This window comes from Arcobacter sp. CECT 8983, assembly GCF_004118855.1.
Classification (GTDB): domain Bacteria; phylum Campylobacterota; class Campylobacteria; order Campylobacterales; family Arcobacteraceae; genus Halarcobacter.
In genome coordinates this window covers 182,611-201,000 of record NZ_PDKF01000002.1, presented here as the reverse complement: position 1 = coordinate 201,000, position 18,390 = coordinate 182,611, and the positions used below count along the sequence as shown (strand labels likewise).

The 18,390-nt window shown below is 28.4% G+C and carries 17 protein-coding genes and 1 tRNA gene; 10 read left to right on the top strand and 8 right to left on the bottom strand.

Going from position 1 to position 18,390, the window contains the following annotated elements; all coding sequences use genetic code 11:
- Nucleotides 1-14: 14 nt before the first annotated feature.
- The 7 genes from CRV01_RS01005 to CRV01_RS00975 form a co-directional block, all read right to left on the bottom strand.
- On the bottom strand, nucleotides 15-659 hold the full coding sequence (locus CRV01_RS01005) for a response regulator transcription factor (protein WP_129006183.1): 645 nt from the start codon (nucleotides 657-659) through the stop codon (nucleotides 15-17).
- Nucleotides 640-2,841 (bottom strand): ABC transporter substrate binding protein, encoded by a 2,202-nt coding sequence (locus CRV01_RS01000; protein WP_258238279.1) that lies wholly within the window; start codon nucleotides 2,839-2,841, stop codon nucleotides 640-642. The genes CRV01_RS01005 and CRV01_RS01000 overlap by 20 nt, the downstream gene beginning before the upstream one ends.
- Before the next feature lie 43 nt (nucleotides 2,842-2,884).
- On the bottom strand, nucleotides 2,885-3,469 hold the full coding sequence (locus tag CRV01_RS00995) for an LUD domain-containing protein (protein ID WP_129006179.1): 585 nt from the start codon (nucleotides 3,467-3,469) through the stop codon (nucleotides 2,885-2,887).
- Nucleotides 3,459-4,841, bottom strand: coding sequence for a lactate utilization protein B (locus CRV01_RS00990; RefSeq protein WP_129006177.1), 1,383 nt, complete (start codon nucleotides 4,839-4,841; stop codon nucleotides 3,459-3,461). The genes CRV01_RS00995 and CRV01_RS00990 overlap by 11 nt, the downstream gene beginning before the upstream one ends.
- A 1-nt stretch (nucleotide 4,842) precedes the next feature.
- Nucleotides 4,843-5,586 carry a (Fe-S)-binding protein gene (locus CRV01_RS00985; RefSeq protein WP_129006174.1) on the bottom strand — a complete coding sequence of 248 codons (744 nt, stop codon included), beginning with the start codon at nucleotides 5,584-5,586 and terminating at the stop codon, nucleotides 4,843-4,845.
- Nucleotides 5,587-5,677: 91 nt separating this feature from the next.
- Entirely contained in the window at nucleotides 5,678-6,256 is a 579-nt protein-coding gene (locus CRV01_RS00980) for a class I SAM-dependent methyltransferase (RefSeq protein WP_129006172.1), read from the bottom strand.
- Entirely contained in the window at nucleotides 6,253-6,687 is a 435-nt protein-coding gene (locus tag CRV01_RS00975) for a dCMP deaminase family protein (RefSeq protein WP_129006170.1), read from the bottom strand. Before CRV01_RS00975 ends, CRV01_RS00980 begins: the two co-directional genes overlap by 4 nt.
- A gap of 222 nt (nucleotides 6,688-6,909) precedes the next feature.
- Here CRV01_RS00975 and accB point away from each other — a divergent pair, with 222 nt between their 5' ends.
- The 3 genes from accB (at nucleotide 6,910) to CRV01_RS00960 (ending at nucleotide 10,441) form a co-directional block, all read left to right on the top strand.
- On the top strand, nucleotides 6,910-7,368 hold the full coding sequence (gene accB, locus CRV01_RS00970; protein ID WP_129006168.1) for an acetyl-CoA carboxylase biotin carboxyl carrier protein: 459 nt from the start codon (nucleotides 6,910-6,912) through the stop codon (nucleotides 7,366-7,368).
- A 13-nt stretch (nucleotides 7,369-7,381) separates the two neighbouring features.
- Nucleotides 7,382-8,734, top strand: a complete 1,353-nt coding sequence (locus tag CRV01_RS00965; RefSeq protein ID WP_129006166.1) for an acetyl-CoA carboxylase biotin carboxylase subunit — start codon at nucleotides 7,382-7,384, stop codon at nucleotides 8,732-8,734.
- Nucleotides 8,735-8,974: 240 nt separating this feature from the next.
- Nucleotides 8,975-10,441, top strand: coding sequence for a DEAD/DEAH box helicase (locus CRV01_RS00960; RefSeq protein WP_129006164.1), 1,467 nt, complete (start codon nucleotides 8,975-8,977; stop codon nucleotides 10,439-10,441).
- A gap of 25 nt (nucleotides 10,442-10,466) precedes the next feature.
- On the opposite strand, the gene CRV01_RS00955 is transcribed toward CRV01_RS00960, so the two are convergent.
- Nucleotides 10,467-10,676 carry a hypothetical protein gene (locus CRV01_RS00955; RefSeq protein WP_129006162.1) on the bottom strand — a complete coding sequence of 70 codons (210 nt, stop codon included), beginning with the start codon at nucleotides 10,674-10,676 and terminating at the stop codon, nucleotides 10,467-10,469.
- 267 nt (nucleotides 10,677-10,943) lie between these two features.
- On the opposite strand from CRV01_RS00955, the gene CRV01_RS00950 reads away from it, so the two are divergent.
- The 7 genes from CRV01_RS00950 (at nucleotide 10,944) to CRV01_RS00920 (ending at nucleotide 18,384) form a co-directional block, all read left to right on the top strand.
- A complete protein-coding gene (locus tag CRV01_RS00950; RefSeq protein WP_129006160.1) occupies nucleotides 10,944-12,524 on the top strand; it encodes an inorganic phosphate transporter in 1,581 nt (526 codons plus the stop codon).
- Nucleotides 12,525-12,579: 55 nt separating this feature from the next.
- A complete protein-coding gene (locus tag CRV01_RS00945; protein WP_309109202.1) occupies nucleotides 12,580-13,497 on the top strand; it encodes an AEC family transporter in 918 nt (305 codons plus the stop codon).
- Nucleotides 13,497-15,278, top strand: coding sequence for an asparagine synthase (glutamine-hydrolyzing) (gene asnB, locus CRV01_RS00940; protein WP_258238278.1), 1,782 nt, complete (start codon nucleotides 13,497-13,499; stop codon nucleotides 15,276-15,278). Before CRV01_RS00945 ends, asnB begins: the two co-directional genes overlap by 1 nt.
- A gap of 98 nt (nucleotides 15,279-15,376) precedes the next feature.
- Nucleotides 15,377-15,676, top strand: coding sequence for a hypothetical protein (locus tag CRV01_RS00935; RefSeq protein ID WP_129006156.1), 300 nt, complete (start codon nucleotides 15,377-15,379; stop codon nucleotides 15,674-15,676).
- A gap of 8 nt (nucleotides 15,677-15,684) precedes the next feature.
- Nucleotides 15,685-15,760 (top strand) — tRNA-Val (locus CRV01_RS00930).
- A gap of 99 nt (nucleotides 15,761-15,859) precedes the next feature.
- A complete protein-coding gene (locus CRV01_RS00925; protein WP_129006154.1) occupies nucleotides 15,860-17,335 on the top strand; it encodes an adenylate/guanylate cyclase domain-containing protein in 1,476 nt (491 codons plus the stop codon).
- Nucleotides 17,335-18,384, top strand: a complete 1,050-nt coding sequence (locus tag CRV01_RS00920) for a hypothetical protein (RefSeq protein ID WP_129006152.1) — start codon at nucleotides 17,335-17,337, stop codon at nucleotides 18,382-18,384. Before CRV01_RS00925 ends, CRV01_RS00920 begins: the two co-directional genes overlap by 1 nt.
- Nucleotides 18,385-18,390: the final 6 nt, after the last annotated feature.

The following is an 18,390-nucleotide window of genomic DNA, read 5'->3' as shown; positions in this document are numbered from 1 at the left end:
CTATTTTTAACTATTTAGTCAATCTTAAAAATATATCCCGTATCCACAACAGTTTGAATATAATCTTTTTTTACAACTTTTCTAAGTCTTCTTACTAAAGATCTTATTGATTCAATTGAAGCAAACGAACCTTCCCAAACATAACTTTCAATTGTAGAATAAGTAAGTACTTGATTTTTCTTTGTTAAAAATAGATTCATAAGAAGTCTTTCTTTTTTTGTTAACCTTTGCTCTTCATTATCAATACACAAAGTTGAAGATTTGTAATCAAAATAAGAGTTCTCATCAAAATACTCTTTCTCATCTTTTACTTGACATAATCTTTCAACTTTTATTTCCAATTCATCAATAAAGAATGGTTTTTTTAAATAATCATTACAACCAAAGTCATAAGCTTCTTTTATCATATCAAGTTCTACTGTTGCACTTATAATAATAATTGGTACTTCACTATAATAACTTCTAATTTTCTTTAAAATATTTAATCCATCAACATTGGGCACATTTATATCAAGAATAAAACAAGAAAAACCTTCATCTATGTTATTTAAAGCTTCTTGCCCATCTAAATAGTTAAATACCTTATATCCTTTAAGTTCTAATCTTTTTTTAATTGTTGTATTTAATTTCTTATTATCTTCAAGTAGTAGAATTTTCATTTTGTGCCTCTTTCTTTGGAAGTTTTATAGTAAAGACTACATTTTTGTCTCTATTTTGTACTGTTATTTGACCATTCATTTTATCTTCAACAATTACTTTTGCCATATATAGTCCAAATCCCGTACCTCTTTTTTTAGTTGTAAAATATGGCTCAAAGATTTTATCAATAATACTTGCTTCAATATTTCCACCATCATCAATAATCTCTATTATATTATACTTTTTACTTTCATCTACATTAATTGTTAAATTGTATTTTTTGTTTGTGTTCTTTTCTATAATCTTATTTTTTGCATTGTTTATTAGATTTAGTAAAACTTGTTTAAACTCATTTTCATATCCATAAATTAGTAAATCATCACCTATATAGTTGTAGTTTACTTTAATATTGATATTTGAATAAAAAATTTGTTTACCAATAATCTCAAAAATCTCTTCAAATGATTTTTTAATTGAGAAAAATATTTTCTTAGTTGAAGGTTTTAAAAAATTTCTAAAATCACTTAGTGTTTTTGACATATACTTAATTTGTATCATTGAATCATCCACAAACTCTTGAACATGATGATTTTTCAATTCCCCTAATAAAAATGATGTTTGTATATCTTGTACTTGTGCTGATAATTCAACTAAGGGTTCATTCCACTGATGAGCAATTGCTGCAACCATATCACCCATTTCTGCTAATTTTCCTTGTTGGATTAAAAACTGTTTTTGCTGTATTCGTTCTGTTATATCATCCATAATACATACAATTCCACCTATTGAGCTATCATTATTAAGATAAACTGCTTTTTTGATAATTATATGTTTCATCTGATTATCGCTTAAGTGTAAAGTTATTTCGGAAGTATTTGTTCCTAAAGTTCTAAGTAACTTTTTATCAACAGACTCATTTTTTCTAGCAATATCAGGGGCAAAGAAATCTTTTGCAGTTTTTCCTATTACATCTTTTTTAGGGATATTAAGAAGTTCAGAAAAAGCTTTATTACAGCCTAAAAATTTTCCATCTTTATTCTTGTAATATATTGCATTTGGTAAAGTATCTAATAAAACTTTGTCAAATTTAATTCTATTTTGTAAATCTTTTTCAACCCTCATTCTTTTTTGAATATTTGCTTTCATAGATAAAACAATAATTAAAAGAACTCCTATAATTATAATTATAAGAATAACAAATTTTGTGTATTTTCTAAAAAAACCACGAGGTTCATTTATTAGTTCGTACTCATTTAAAATATCTTCAACACTTAAGTCAAATCTATCCAATTCTTTATAGTCAAAAATATATCTATTGGGAGATTTTTCAATAATAGGAATATCTTTTACGCTTTTACCATTTAAAACTTGTAAAGCCATATTTGCAACAGCTTCCCCTTGAGCTTTTGCAGAGGTTAATAAACCTCCAACCATTCCATAATCTAAATAAAAATCCCAAAGTCCATAAATTGGAACTTTGCTTACTTCATATACTTTTTTAAAACTTTGTTTATATGTAAAAAACTTCCCTGTCTTATCTTTAAACAAAAGTACAAATAAAAGAGCACTTTTCTTTTTATCTAAATTAACTACTTTCTTTTTTAAATTATCAATATCTAAATTATCTACATACTCTATATCAATTCTTTTTGAATATTTTTTAATTATTGGATCTAAATCTTTTTTTACTGCAAGTCCCGTTTTTGATTTATCGTTTATAATAAGTAGTTTTTCTAATTGTGGTTGCATACGAAGAATTAATTTAAAATTTTTTTCTAAATCAACTTGTTCAACAACACCGGTCATATTCCCTTGAATATCATCCCTTCGAAGTAGAGTTTTATCAAAATTATTAATTCCACAAAATAAAATTGGTAAATCTTTAAAAAGTGAATCACGATATTTTAATACAAATTCTAGCGCATTGTTATCACTAAGAATCACTAAATTAAAATTCCTTGTAGAGAATTGTTCTTTATAAACTTCAGCTAGTTTATTTAAATACTCAGGTGTTGCTATATGTTTGGTATCCATATAAAAAGTAGTAAGGTCTATGTCTTTTTTATTTTTAAATTTCTTTTCTATCTCTAAAGAGATATCATCACTCCACTTATACCCTTTATGGTATGAATGAAGCAATAAAACCTCTTTTGAGGCAAATAAAGAGCTCAAAAACAAAAATAAAATCAGTAGTAATTTCAAAATAATCCTTATGTTATCTTTTGATTATAACATAATTAGTAAACTATTCTACAAAGATCACATATCCTGATTTAGGACCATGAGCCCCAATTACCAATGATTGCTCAATATCAGCAGTTTTAGAAGGACCGCTAATAAATGCCCCATATGAAGGGTCAGTAAAAGATATTAATTCATAAGCTTCATGCATATTATTAACTATTGCTCTTTTTTCTAATACTAAAATTATATTTTGAGCAATAAAATATAAAGCTCTATGCCTATTATCTCTATTTTTCACCCAAACAGCACCATTTTCTGCAACTGCAAACTCACCTTTTACAACTGCTAAATCAACATCTTTTAAATTATGAGGGTCAGCTTCTTCATTAGCATCAAAGTTTGCCAATGAAAAACCTTCTATATTTGATGTTATATTCTTTTCATTAGGATATAAAGATTTAACAGTTTCATCCAACTCTTCTTTTTTTATAAATAAAGCTTTTCCACCAACTGATTCAAGCATAGTTGAAAAATGTGAATACTTATCTTCAAATGTTAATCCAAAGTTTGAGTAGTCAGGAAGAGTTGTATTTTGAACTACATTATTTGTTCTAATATTTTTTAATATTAATTCTTTACTTGTCATTTCCAAACTCCTCTTTATACATTTCTTTAAAACTTTTCTTTGGCATATCTGGTATATCTCTTTGTTTACCCCAAGTATTAAACCTATTATAAATCATACCTTTTGGTAAAAGTGGTACCACTTTTCTGGCTACCTTACCCATAAAGTCAAATAGTGCTGGTTTACTCATTAGCCAAGAAGCAAATTGCATAGAAAGTCTTTTCTGATTTGAGATAATATTCATTTCCCTTAAATCTTGTCTATGGGTGTAAAGCTGCGAATCTAGGTCAATCTTTACAGGACAAACATTTGTACATGAACCACAAAGTGTACATGCAAAAGATAGTGTTTTATGTTTTTTTGGATCCCTAAATGTTCCTAATGTTGAACCAATTGGTCCAGGAATAACATAGTCATATGAGTGACCACCTGATCTTCTATAAATAGGGCAAGTATTCATACAAGCTCCACATCTAATACAATTTAGTGCTTTTTTATATGATTCAGATTGTAAAAAAGGTGTTCTTTTATTATCCACAATTACAATATGCATCTGTCCACCTTCAACTGGACCATGGAAGTGAGAAGTATATGACGTGATTGCTTGACCAGTTGCAGATCTTGCAAGTAATCTTGTAAATACAGATAAATCTTGAAGTCTTGGAATTACTTTCTCAATCCCCATACATGCAATATGAAGTTTAGGTAAAGAAGCACCCATATCTGCATTTCCCTCATTTGTACAAACTACAACTCCACCCGTATTTGCAATTGCAAAGTTAACTCCAGTGATACCAGCATCTGCATCTAAGAATTTTTGTCTTAAATCTGCTCTTGCTGCTCTTGTTAAATATGTTGGGTCATAGTTTCCTTTTTCTGTTCCCATTTTTTCATGGAAAGTATCTGAAACATCTTGTTTTTTTAAGTGAATAGCTGGAAGTACAATATGAGAAGGTGGTTCCTTTCTTAATTGAACAATTCTTTCACCTAAATCTGTATCAACAACTTCCATTCCTTTTGATTCTAAGTAAGGATTTAAGTGGCATTCTTCTGTTAACATAGATTTTGATTTAACTACTTTTTTAACATTGTTTTCACTTAAAATCTTATGTACAATTTCATTATGTTCTTGTGCATCTTTTGCAAAATGAACTTTTATTCCTTTTTCATTTGCATTTTTTTCAAACTCTAAAAGGTATTTATCTAAGTTTGCCATAGTATGAGACTTTATTTGGTCTGCATATCTTCTTAATTGTTCCCATTCAGGAATTGTTTTTGTTGTTTTGTCTCTTTTTTCTCTTACAAACCAAAGAGCTTGATCGTGCCAATGCATTCTTTCATCATTTGCTACAAACTCTTTTGCCTTTGCTGGATGATTATGTAAAATACTCATATTAAGCCTTTCCTGCAAGGATTTCAGTTATATGCATGATTTTTAGAGGTTTATTTTCTCGATTAATTAAACCTTCCATGTGCATAAGACATGACATATCAGCGCCTGTCATTACCTCAACATGTGAATCAATATGGTCTTTGATTCTATCTTTTCCCATTGCAACTGAAATATCTTCTTCTGTTACAGAAAATGTTCCACCAAATCCACAACATTCATCATCTCTATTTAACTCAACAATTTCTATTCCCTCTACTAAATTAAGTAGATTTTTTAATTTATTGTTTTTAGGAATATTAAGTTCACTAGCACTTCCTAATTTTAATCCTCTATGTCCATGACATGAGTTATGAACTCCTACTTTATGAGGAAAAGAAGAATCAATTTTTTCTACTTTAATAATGTCATGTAAAAATTCACATATTTCATAAATTGAAGTTTTTACTTTATTGTAATCTTTATCATCTTCATCAAAAAATGGTTCATAATGATCTTTTACCATAGTTACACAAGAACCAGTTGGAGCAACTATATAGTCATACTCTTTAAAAATTTCTACAAATCTAAGTGCTAGTGTTTTCATATCTTTAGAGCAGCCTGAATTTGCCATTGGCTGCCCACAACAGGTTTGATCCATTGGATACTCAACTTCCATCCCAACTTTTTTCAACAATCTTAAAGTTGCCATCGCACTATTTGGGTATAGCTCATTCATATAACAGGGGATAAATAAACCTACTTTCATTACCTAATCCTTAAAACTTTTCTTTATATTATTATGCTGTAAGTATATATTCTTGATATGAAAAACTTATGATATTTTTAATTTCACTTAACTAAGTAGTCAAGTGTTTTAAGCAAATAGTTATATCGTTATCTAAGTAGTAATCTTTTATATAAATTTCTTTGCCTAAACCTTCGCAGAAATCTATAATTGTCTCACATGAAACATTGTTTAAACTATGAGCTTTTAAAAAATTAAAAACAAAGCCTTTATTAGATGAAGCTAAACAGTTTTCTATAAATTTAAACATCTGTTTTTTTCTAAGTATATTCATAGCACCACTACAAATATAGTAGTCTGCATTTGGTAGCTTATCTTTTACTATATCTTTAACTATAAATTTTTCACTAGGGAATCTCTCTTTACTAAGAGTAATCATTTTTTGTTCAACATCTAAACCAATATAACTTTTAGGTTTTAAGCTTGATTTTTTAAGATAGTTTAAATACTCCGCAAAACCACAACCTGCATCTACTATGGATGAACTTTCAATCTCATCTTTAATAAATGAGTTTATAATTTCAAATCTAAGATATTGAGTAAATTGTGATTGCCAGTGAACCCCTTTTGCACTTATTCCATATTTATCAATAGCTTTTTTATAAAACTTGTGATTATCTATACCTATCATTTTATCTGTTCAATTACTACACCATTTTCTTTGATAAATTTAGAAACAACATCTGAGTTTGTATGTTCATAAGCTTTATCATAAACAATTCTTTTAATACCAGCTGCAATTAAGTTTTTTGAACACTCACTACAAGGCTCTAAGGTTACATAAATTGTTGCATTTTCAATAGAAATACCTTTTCTAGCTGCCCAGATTAAAGCATTCATTTCTGCATGGATTTCATAAGTTTTTGACCAATCATGGTGATCTTTAGTATATTCTCCATTCCAGTGGGCACTACAATTTGTATATCCTGCTGGAGTTCCATTGTATCCAGTAGAGAGAATTCTTCCATCTTTTACAATTACAGCACCAACTTGTTTTGATACACATTTTGAAGCACTTGCTATTTCATGGGCGATGTTTATAAAATTTTTATCACTTATCATTTATTTTTCCTAGAATAGTTTCATATTAGTTTCATAAAAATTACTTTTAAATTTCATTTTGTAAAAACTTCTAATTTTGTTAAATTTTCTTTATATTTTAACATTTTTTTGCATATTTTTATTAAAAAAAAGCTAATTTTACCATATTTTGAAAAATTAGTACTAGATTTTATAACATTTTTTATGGTATTATTTCCAAAATTTAATTATTAAAGGTTAAACATGGATTTCAAAGAAATTAAAGAACTAATTAGAGTTTTTGATAAAAGTGAATTAAATAAATTAAAAGTTAAAGAAGGTGAATTTGAAGTAGCTATGCAAAAAGGTTTTGAAGGAGGAACTTTTGTAACAACTTCTGCACCTGCATCTGCTCCTGTTGCTGCTCCTGCTGCACCTGTTGCAACTGCAGCTACAACTGAAACTCCTGCTACTTCACCAGCTGGGGACACTATAAATTCTCCAATGGTTGGTACTTTCTATGCTGCGCCATCTCCAGAAGCTTCTAATTTTGTTAAAAAAGGAGATACAGTTAAAAAAGGTCAAACTTTATGTATCTTAGAAGCTATGAAAATCATGAACGAAGTTGAAGCTGAATTTGATTGTAAAATCATTGATATCTTAATTGAAAACGGAAACCCTGTTGAATATGATATGCCAATGTTCGTTGTAGAAAAACTATAATAAGAGGCTTGCTATGGCTGAAATTAAAAAAATTCTAATTGCTAATAGGGGTGAGATAGTTCAAAGAGCTATTAGAACTATTAGAGAAATGGGTAAAAAGTCTGTTGCTGTTTATTCTGCTGGAGATAAAAATGCTTCATACTTAAAACATGCAGATGAAGCAATTTGTATTGGAGATGTAAAGTCTATTGATTCATACTTAAACATTCCTGCAATTATTACTGCTGCAGAGATGACAGGTTGTGATGCAATTTTCCCAGGGTATGGTTTCTTATCAGAAAACCAAGACTTTGTAGAAATTTGTAGATTACACAATATTAAATTTATTGGTCCTTCTGTTGAAGTAATGGAAAAAATGGCTGATAAATCAAAAGCAAAAGATGAAATGATTAAAGCGGGTGTTCCAGTTGTACCTGGATCTGATGGTTCAGTTCATTCTGTTGAAGAAGGTAAAAAAGTTGCCTTAGAAATTGGTTATCCAATTATGGCAAAAGCTGCTGCTGGTGGTGGTGGAAGAGGAATGAGACTTATTGAATCAGAAGATAAGTTCGAACAACTTTTCACAGCTGCATCAAGTGAAGCTTTAGCTGCCTTTGGTGATGGAACTATGTATCTTGAAAGATTTATCAATAAACCAAGACATATTGAAGTTCAAGTTGTGGGTGATTCTCATGGAAATGCTATTCACATTGGTGAAAGAGATTGTTCTTTACAAAGAAGACATCAAAAAGTTATTGAAGAGTCTCCTGCTATTTTATTAAATGATGAAACAAGAAAACACTTGCATGATGTAGCAGTTAAAGCTACAAAATACTTAAAATATGAAGGTGCAGGAACATTTGAATTCTTAGCAGATGACCAACAAAACATTTACTTTATGGAAATGAATACAAGACTTCAAGTTGAACATCCAGTTTCTGAAATGGTTTCAGGAGTTGATATTATTGAACTTATGATTAAAGTAGCAGAAGGTGATGAATTACCACCTCAAGAAGCTATTAAATTTAGAGGACACTCTATTGAAGTTAGAATCACAGCAGAAGATCCAAACTCTTTCTTACCAAGTCCAGGTAAAGTAAAACAATGGTTTGTACCTGGGGGAAGAAACGTAAGAGTTGATTCACATGTATATGCAGGATATGTGGTACCACCATATTATGACTCAATGATTGGAAAACTAATTGTTTGGGGAAGAGATAGAAGTAAAGCTATCAATATTATGAAAAGAGCTTTAAATGAATTTGAAGTAGAAGGAATAAAAACAACTATTCCATTCCACCAAAAAATGATGGAAAATGAAGATTTCATAAATAATAACTACGACACAAAATATCTAGAAGGTTACAAAAGTCTAGATGACTTATAAAAAAGAGGTAGGACTTCCTACCTTTTTTCTTGAAGCTTAAATTTATATTAAATTAGATATAATCCGCAAAACGATACACAGATATATGCTATTTTTACTTTGAATCTCTTATTTCAAGGCCCTGCTTTCATTCATTAAGCATTAAGTTTTTTAATCTAGTTCTATTAAATAGAAGAAGTTTATATAAGTGTATGTTTTAAAAATATACTACACAAGTATAAACTAAAAAAAAGGTAATAAATGACTTTTAATGAATTTAATTTCAAAGAAGACTTACAAAAATCGATTAATGATGCAGGTTTTAAAGAACCTAGTCCAATACAAAAAGATGCAATTCCTGTTGTATTAAGTGGAAGAGATATTGTTGGTCAAGCACAAACAGGTACTGGTAAAACAGCTGCATTTGGACTTCCAATGATTAATATGATGAAAGGTAATAGTGGAGTTGAAGCAGTAGTAATTGTTCCAACAAGAGAACTTGCAATGCAAGTATCTGATGAACTTTTCAGATTTGGTAAAAATTCAAGATTAAACACTGCTACAGTTTATGGTGGTCAATCTTACTCTATGCAGTTAAGAAATATTGATAGAGCATCAATCATTGTTGCAACACCTGGAAGATTAATTGACTTACTTAAGGGTAAAAAAATTAATATCAAACCTTCATTTGTTGTATTAGATGAAGCTGATGAAATGTTAGATATGGGATTTTTAGATGATATCAAAGAGATTTTCACATATCTTCCAGAAAAAAGACAAACACTATTATTTTCTGCAACAATGCCTCCAGCAATTAAAAAACTTGCACAAAATATTCTAAAAGATCCAGAATTCATTACAGTAACAAAATCTGAAATGACTAACTCTAAAATTACGCAATCATTTTATGTAGTTGATGAATATGAAAGAGATGATGCATTAATTAGATTATATGATTTCAAAAACCCTGAAAAATCAATTATTTTCTGTAGAACTAAAAAAGAAGTTGATAGACTATCTACATTTTTAGTTTCTCAAGGTCATATGGCAAAAGGTCTTCATGGAGACATGGAACAAAGACAAAGAGAAGAAGTAATTAAATCTTTCAAAAAAGGTGCACTTGATGTACTAATTGCAACAGATGTTGCTGCAAGAGGATTAGATGTAAATGATGTAACTCACGTATTTAACTACCATTTACCATTTGATTCAGAATCTTACGTTCATAGAATTGGAAGAACAGGAAGAGCTGGAAAAGAAGGTGTTGCAGTTTCAATTGTAACTCCCCATGAGTTTAGAATGATACAAAAGATTCAAAAAACAACTGGTGGAAAACTAGAAGCTAAAGTTGTTCCTAATGTAGCATCGGTAAAAGAGAAGAAAACTGATTCACTAAGAGCAAAAATTAGTGAACAAAAAGTATATGATTCAGGTATTGATTTAGTTGAAAGCATGAAAGAAGAGTATGACTTATCTACAATTGCACACAAATTAGCTTCAATGCTTACTAATAGCACTTATGTAAAAGGAAGTAATAATATTGGTAAGTCTGAACAAGATATCACAAGATTATTCGAAAGAATGAAAGATGATAGAGGTGGAAGAGACTCTAGAAATAGAAATGGAAATAGAGGAAGAAATGGTCAAAGAAGATCTGGTTCTAGAAATAGAAACGGTGGAGGAAGTAATCACTCTGATTCTTCAAGAAGAAGACCAAGAAGAAGATAATCTTCTTCCCTCTTCTCTTTAACTACTATCTATAGTAGTTTTTTAAAACTTTTTTAGCTTTTTTAAAAGCTGTTTTTGTATCTCTACCAAAACCTCTAAAGGCTCCATCTTTATTAAAGAATTCAATCATTTCTAATTCACCTTTTTTGATGTCAATTACTCTAAAAATATCAAACTCTTTTTTTAATTTATCTACCTTTGGATTTTCGTTGGCAGTTAAAATTTTAATACTCATTATAACTCCTTTATGTTTTTTCTCTATATTATATTACTATTCTATAGAAAAAAGTATAATTTGTCAAGTTTTTATTACAATGGAGATATTTTTTTTGAAAAATATCTATAAATTTAAAAAAAAGTGTAGAATATATTATAGAGATATAAAATATATTAGTTAGTTTAGTAATATAAAAATTAAGCTTACTTAAAGGTTGTGTAAGGATTTACCCAATAAAATCCTACACAATATTAATTACAAAAAAGTTACATTAAAGGGTACATATTGGATATAAAAACCATACACAAGTTTGAAAAGGCAACAAATGAGACTTTACCAACTCTTGCTAAGTTTTCTTTAGCTCTTTTATTTGTTGTTTTAGTATTTCTTTGGAGTTATACTTCTCACGGAGATATTCCAAATAATACATTCCTAATCATTGGTGCAGTATTTGGTGCATATATGGCAATGAATATTGGTGCAAATGATGTTGCAAATAATGTTGGTCCAGCTGTTGGTTCAAAGGCTATGACTTTAATGTGGGCAATTGTTATTGCTGCTATATTTGAAGCAGCTGGAGCACTTATTGCTGGTGGTGATGTTGTTAAAACAATCAAAAAAGGTATTATCGACCCTGCTCTTATTTCTGAGCCAGAAATATTTATTTGGGCAATGACAGCAGCACTTTTATCAGCTGCTTTATGGTTAAACTTTGCAACTTCAATTGGAGCTCCTGTATCAACTACTCACTCTATTGTTGGTGGAGTTATGGGTGCAGGTATTGCAGCTGCTGGTTTTTCTATTGTTTCATGGGAAACAATGAGTAAAATTGCTGCATCATGGGTTATTTCTCCCATACTTGGTGGTATTATTGCTGCTGGTTTTTTATATTTTATTAAAAGAAATATCATCTTTAAAAAAGATCTTATTCCTTCTGCTGAGAAATTTGTACCAATATTGGTAGCTGCAATGTCTTGGGCTTTCTCTACATATTTAATTCTAAAAGGTGTTAAAAAAATAATTAAACTTGATTTCTTAACTGCTGCAGCAATTGGTATTGTTATTGCAATTGTAGTTTACTACTTTGTTAAACCTCTTATAAAAAAAGCTGCTAAAAAGATCTCAAAAGATAGAGAAGGGGTAAATTCATTATTTACTATTCCTTTAATCTTTGCAGCTGCCCTACTTTCTTTTGCCCATGGTGCAAATGACGTTGCAAATGCTATTGGACCATTAGCAGCTATTAATGATGCTGTTATGAATCATGGCATCAGTTCAAAAGTAGGAATTCCATTATGGGTAATGGCTGTTGGTGCTGTTGGTATTGCAGTTGGGCTTGCCTTATATGGACCAAAGCTTATTAAAACAGTTGGTTCAGAAATTACTGAGCTTGACCAAATAAGAGCTTTTGCTATTGCAATGGCTGCTGCTATTACTGTAATTATTGCTTCTCAACTAGGACTTCCTGTTTCTTCAACTCATATTGCAGTTGGTGGTGTTTTTGGTGTTGGTTTTTTAAGAGAATATCTTGACTCATCAGAATCAAAATTTATTGCAGATACTAGAAAAAAGTTCAAAAAGGATAAAAGAATTCTTGATGAGTATGAAGATGAATTAAAAGAATTAGAAGAGTTAAAAGAGAAAAAGAAATCTGATTATATTAGAATTGCTGAACTTTATAAAGCTATTGAAGAAAAAGTTGAGCAAGTTAAACAAGAAAAGAGAGATTTCAAATTAGCTAAAAAAGTTAAATATGTAAAAAGAGATGCTGTTAAAAAAATTATTGCTGCTTGGGTTATTACTGTTCCTGCAGCTGCTTGTCTATCTGCAGCTATTTTCTTCATGATAAAAGGTATGATGAGTTAAAAGCTAACAAACTACTTTATTTTGATAAAATTCCTTTTTTAATTAAAAGGAATTTATCATAGACGCTCTTATTTCAGTTGCTACAATCTATATTCTTATTGTTATTGGTTTTATTTTTAAACGAAGTTTTAAACAACAAGTTAATGAAAAAAGTTTTGTACTTTTAAACCTATATTTTTTACAACCAATACTTATCTTTTGGGGATTAACAAGAGCTCCTGTAACTGAAGAATTTATAATTTCACCTTTAATTTATGCAATCGCTATATTTATAACACTATTTTTAGCTTTTTTTTATTCAAAAAAAATATTTAAAGATTATCAAGACCGTTCTATATTTTTGGCTTCTTGCTTAGTTGGAAATACTGGAAATTTAGGTATTCCCCTTGGGATTGCTCTTTTTGGCGAAGCATCCGTACCATACACTTCTATTTTAAATATTGCAAATATATTTTATATCTATATCTTTTCAGTTTATTTCTTTGCAGGAGAAAAGTTTAAATTTGCTGATGCGATAAAAGAGATATTTAAAATACCAGCTATTCATGCAGCTATTTTAGCTATTTTATTTAATCATTATGGTTTTACTTTAAATGCAAACTTTGAGAAAGTATTTACAATGGGAGCATATGCAGCGATAGTTATGCAACTTATTGTATTTGGTATTTTTATGTCTCAAGTTAAAATAAGAAGTGCAAATTGGAATTTATCAATAAACATCACTTTGTTTAAACATATTATTTTACCTATCATTGGACTATTTGTCATTATTTATTTTAAAATTGATCCTTTTGTTGGTTCAATCATCTTTTTAGAACTAATTGTTCCTCTTGCAGTAAATAATGTAAATATTTCAGCTTTATACAACTGTAAACCAATTGATACAACCTTTGCAGTTATTATTAGTACTTTAAGTTTTATTGGATTTATGGCTATTTATATAATCATTTTAAATAAGTTCTTTGGAGTTTAATGATGTGTGGTATTTTAGGTGCAAGCTTTTTATCAAACAATTTTAAAGAGGCTTTAGAAAACTTAAACAATAGAGGTCCTGATTACAACTCTTCACTAAAAATAAAAAACAAAGAGTTTGGTCACACAAGACTTGCTATTATTGATTTAGACAAAGAAGCAAATCAACCTATGGTTTTTGATGATATTTTAATTGTCTTTAATGGAGAGATTTATAACTATCAAGAATTAATACAAAGCGAAAGCTTAGAGTGCAAAACCTCATCAGATACAGAAGTTTTAATAAGACTATATCAAAAGTACGAAGAAGACTTTTTAAACAAAATAAATGGTATGTTCTCTTTTTGCCTTTATGATATGAAAAAAGAAAAATACTTTTGTGCAAGGGATAGATATGGAAAGAAACCATTCTTTTATTACCACAAAGACAATAAGTTTATCTTCTCTTCTTCTATAAACTCTATTATAAAATTACTAGGAAGTACTCCTAAACTAAATAAAGTAGCTCTTAGTCAATATGTTCAATATTTTGTTCCAATCTCACCAAATACTTTCTATCAAGATATAAACTCTCTTGAAGCAGCAACTTATTTTACTTTGCAAAACAATGATTTAAAAAAGAAAAGATACTATAAAATCAATACCTATAAAGCTATAAAAGATGAAAATGAAGCTTTAGAAAAGATAGAAGAGACTTTAATCAAAAGTATTGAATCAAGACTTGTTTCAGATGTAGAAGTTGGAAGTTTACTTAGTGGTGGAGTTGATAGCTCCTTAGTATCAGCTTTATACTCTAAAATTACACATAAGAAGATAAACACTTTTTCAGTAGGATATAGTGAATATAAAAACTATTGTGAGTTAGATTATGCAGATATTACTGCAAAACATATAAACTCAAATCACACAAGACTTGAAATAGGAAAAGCTGATTTTATAAACTATTTTGAAGATACTTTAACTGCACTTGAACAACCCCATGCAGATAGTGCAGCAGTTCCTCTTAATATCCTTACAAACAAAATACATCAAACAGGAATAAAAACAGTTTTAAGTGGAGAAGGAAGTGATGAACTATTTTTAGGGTATGATAACTATGCTAAGTTTTTAGGTTATTATGATTTTGCGAAATCACTACAAAGCAATCAAAATGAGTTTCTAAACTCTATTATTGGTGCCTTACAAAACAACACAAAAGAGAGTGAATACTTAAGAAGAGTAGTTAAAAAACAAAATATTTATAACTCTTTTGGTGAAATTTATTCAGATATTCAAAAAAGAAAACTATTTAAAAAAGTGCCTACTTTTAAAACAGAAAACCCTAAAAAAGACCCCGTTGATTGGATGAGTTATATTGATTTGAAAATATGGCTAGGAGAAGCATTACTTAGTAAAGTAGATCGTATTTCTATGAGAAACTCTTTAGAAGTTAGAACTCCTTTTTTAGACTATAGATTAGTAAATCTTGCATTTAGTATTGATTCAAAAATTAAAATAGGAGATACAAATAAATATCTTCTAAAAAAGATTGCTTTAAAATATATTCCTGAAAGAATAGTAAACCGTACAAAAAAAGGTTTTAATTCTCCTTTTAATGAATGGATTCATGAAGAGTATAAAGACTCTATTTTACAAACTATTTTAGAAGTAAATAAAGAAACTAATCTTTTTAATGATGAATACTTAAAACAAATCTATTCTCTTTCTTCACAAAGAAAGTTCAAACAACATCTTTGGACTATCTTTATATTTTCTAAATGGTTTAAAAAAATATACCTATAGTAAATAAGTAAAGTTTTAATAAGTTTCAAAAATATATAATACGAACAATAATATTTATCAACAAATAATATTATTTAGAAAAAATGAAGGACTTTAGTATGAGTTTACTAATCCCTGTAGATTCAAATAGAAGGCATGAAGCCCTATTAACTACACTTGATGCAACAGAATATTGGGCTTTTATTGAATTAAATGAAGGACAAATAGAAAATTGTACGTTTTATAAAGAAAAAGATGATATAAATGCTTTTATTGAGACATTGATTGTTCAAAATGACCAAGAATATGTTTGGCAATTCCAACAAGAAGATATATCTGTATTAGTAGCTCCTACTCAAAGAAGTATTGATGAAATAGTTGAGGCTTTTTTATTTAGTGAACTTCATGAATTAAAATAGTATCCTCTGACCGTGTAGCTCAGTTGGTAGAGCACTACGTTGACATCGTAGTTGTCGTTGGTTCAAGCCCAATCATGGTCACCATATTTATATCAAATAATAAACAGTACATACTATAATTAATTATTTACCTAAATATAAAGTAAAAATACTATAATGTCGATTATCTATTTAAGGTAATTTGTGAGAAAAATATATAATAAACAAAATTTAATATCTCTAAAAGATAAACTATTAATAATAATAAGAAATGGCGGAATAAAGCTAAAACTAATTGGCTTTGCTATTGGAACTATTATTACAACTGTTGTAATTTCAAGTTTTATTATTATCAATCTTATGACAGACTCTATTGAAAAAAAATCTTTTGATGTTGTTACAAGCTCAATTCATCATATTAGTAACTTCTCAAGACAAGCTTTGCTGGAAAGAACATATGAAAACAAACTAAATTTAAGTGAACTTGTAAACAAAATTGAACAATCAAATATAGATGGATTTATAGATATTTCTATTTATGAGCGTGAAAAAAAAGAAAACAAAAATCAATTTAAATATCTAACTGGTTTTCAAAGCTCTATAAAAACCCAATTCTTAGAAGATAAAGAACTAATAGAACAACTAAATAAAATTAACTCTGAATCTATTTTGCAAAAAGATATTACTATAAATAATAATATTAAAGCCTATCAATTTACAAGACCTATTCTTTATACTTTTAAAAACCAAACCTTTCTTTTAGGTGCAGTTGTTTTAAAATATGATAAACAGGCTATTTATGGAGTAATAAATCAAGTAATTTATATTGCTATTTTTACTACTTTTATTTTCATTCTTATTGCTACAGCTATTGTTTATTTCTTTGGATTAAAGTTTACTAGACCAATTTTAGATATTACAGAGGCTGCAAATAAAGTATCTAAAGGTGATTTAAATATAGAAGAATTAAATAGTAATAGTTACGATGAAATAGGTACTCTAGCAGAACGTTTTAATAGTATGGTAAATGGTCTTAGAGAAAGAAATCATATGGAAAAATTTGTTTCAAATTCAACTATAAGTATGATTCAAGAAGATACAAAAAAACAGCTTCTTTTAGGAGGAGAATATAGAACACAGACTTTTCTTTTTTCTGATATTAGAGGCTTTACACAAATGAGTGAAGAAAAATCTCCAAGTGAAGTTGTAGAAATAGTTAATTTTTATCTGAATCTTCAAGCAGAAATTATTAAAAAGAATAATGGAGATATAGATAAGTTTATTGGAGATGAAGTTATGGCTTCATTTTCAGGTGAAAAAAGTTTGCATGATGCTGTTAATGCCGCAATTGAAATTCAAAATATTATAAAAACTGCAAATGAGCAAAGAAAAGAACAAGATAAAGTTATCTGTTGCGTAGGAATTGGTATAAACAAAGGAGAAGTTATTGTTGGAAATGTTGGGGCTAATGAACGTATGGATTTTACTTCTATGGGATCACATGTTAACCTAGCAGCAAGACTATGCTCTAACGCAAAAGAAAATGAGATTTTAATAGCTAATACTAATTTAGAAAATATACAAAATGACTTTGAGACAAAAACAATTGATTCTATAAATGCAAAAGGCTTTAGTCAAGATATTGAGGTTAGCCTAATCTTATCAAAAAGAGATATTTAATGAAAACACTAATAAAAAATTTCTACCTAATAATTCTACCTTTTTTATTTACTGCTTGTTCAATTACATCCCCAAATAACATTTCAGATAAGAAAAAACTTGAGATTTATAACAAAGTAATAAATGAAATAAAAAACTATAAAAAAGAAGGGGATATTTATTTAAAAAAGAAATATTACCACAAAGCTATTCTTGCTTACGAAAAAGTAAACTTTTATGAGGCAAAAGAAGTTTATTCAAAAAAGTACATAAATAGTCTAAAAAACAGAGCAAAATTTAATGCTAATTACTTTTTTAAAAAAGCTAAAGCTTATGAAAAGAAAAATAAACTAAAGTCTTTATACTACATAAATATAACAATGCGTAATGACCCTTTTTTACCTGAAGCAATAGCACTAAAAGAGATTCTTCTTAAAGATAAAAAAGTGAAAAGATTTATTAATAAAAAAGAAAAAGAAGTTCAAAAACTATTACAAAAGAATAAAATAAATGTCTATCACACTCTTGCTTTAAATAATGCAGTAAAGAAACTACATAAATATGATGAAAATAATCCTTTTGTTCTGCAAGCTAAGAATGAAATAAAAAACTCTTACGAAAATTTAATTAAAAACTCTATAAAGCTTTATAACAAAAAACAATATAACGAAGCAAAAAAAGAGTTTAGTGTATTAAATTCTATTTATCAAGATGATGACAAAATAGACAGCTATTTATATAGTATCAAACAAAAAGAGTTAATAGAAGAAGCAAAAGATTATTTAGCAAAAAAAGATTATACCAAAGCACAAGAAATGGCAAAAAATATTTTAAAAAGTGACAAAAATAACAAAGAAGCAAAAGAAATATTAAAAGCTTCAATTCTTGCAAAATGTGATATAACAGGAAAACTAGAAAGTAAAGGTATTAAACTATATCTTAATCAAAATTTTGATGATGCAAAGAAAATCTTTGAAAAGATTATTGGATGTGAGCCAGATAATCAAATAGCTTATGCATATTTGAAAAAAATAAATCAACAACTAAACACAATTAAAAAACTTCGTTAAATAATA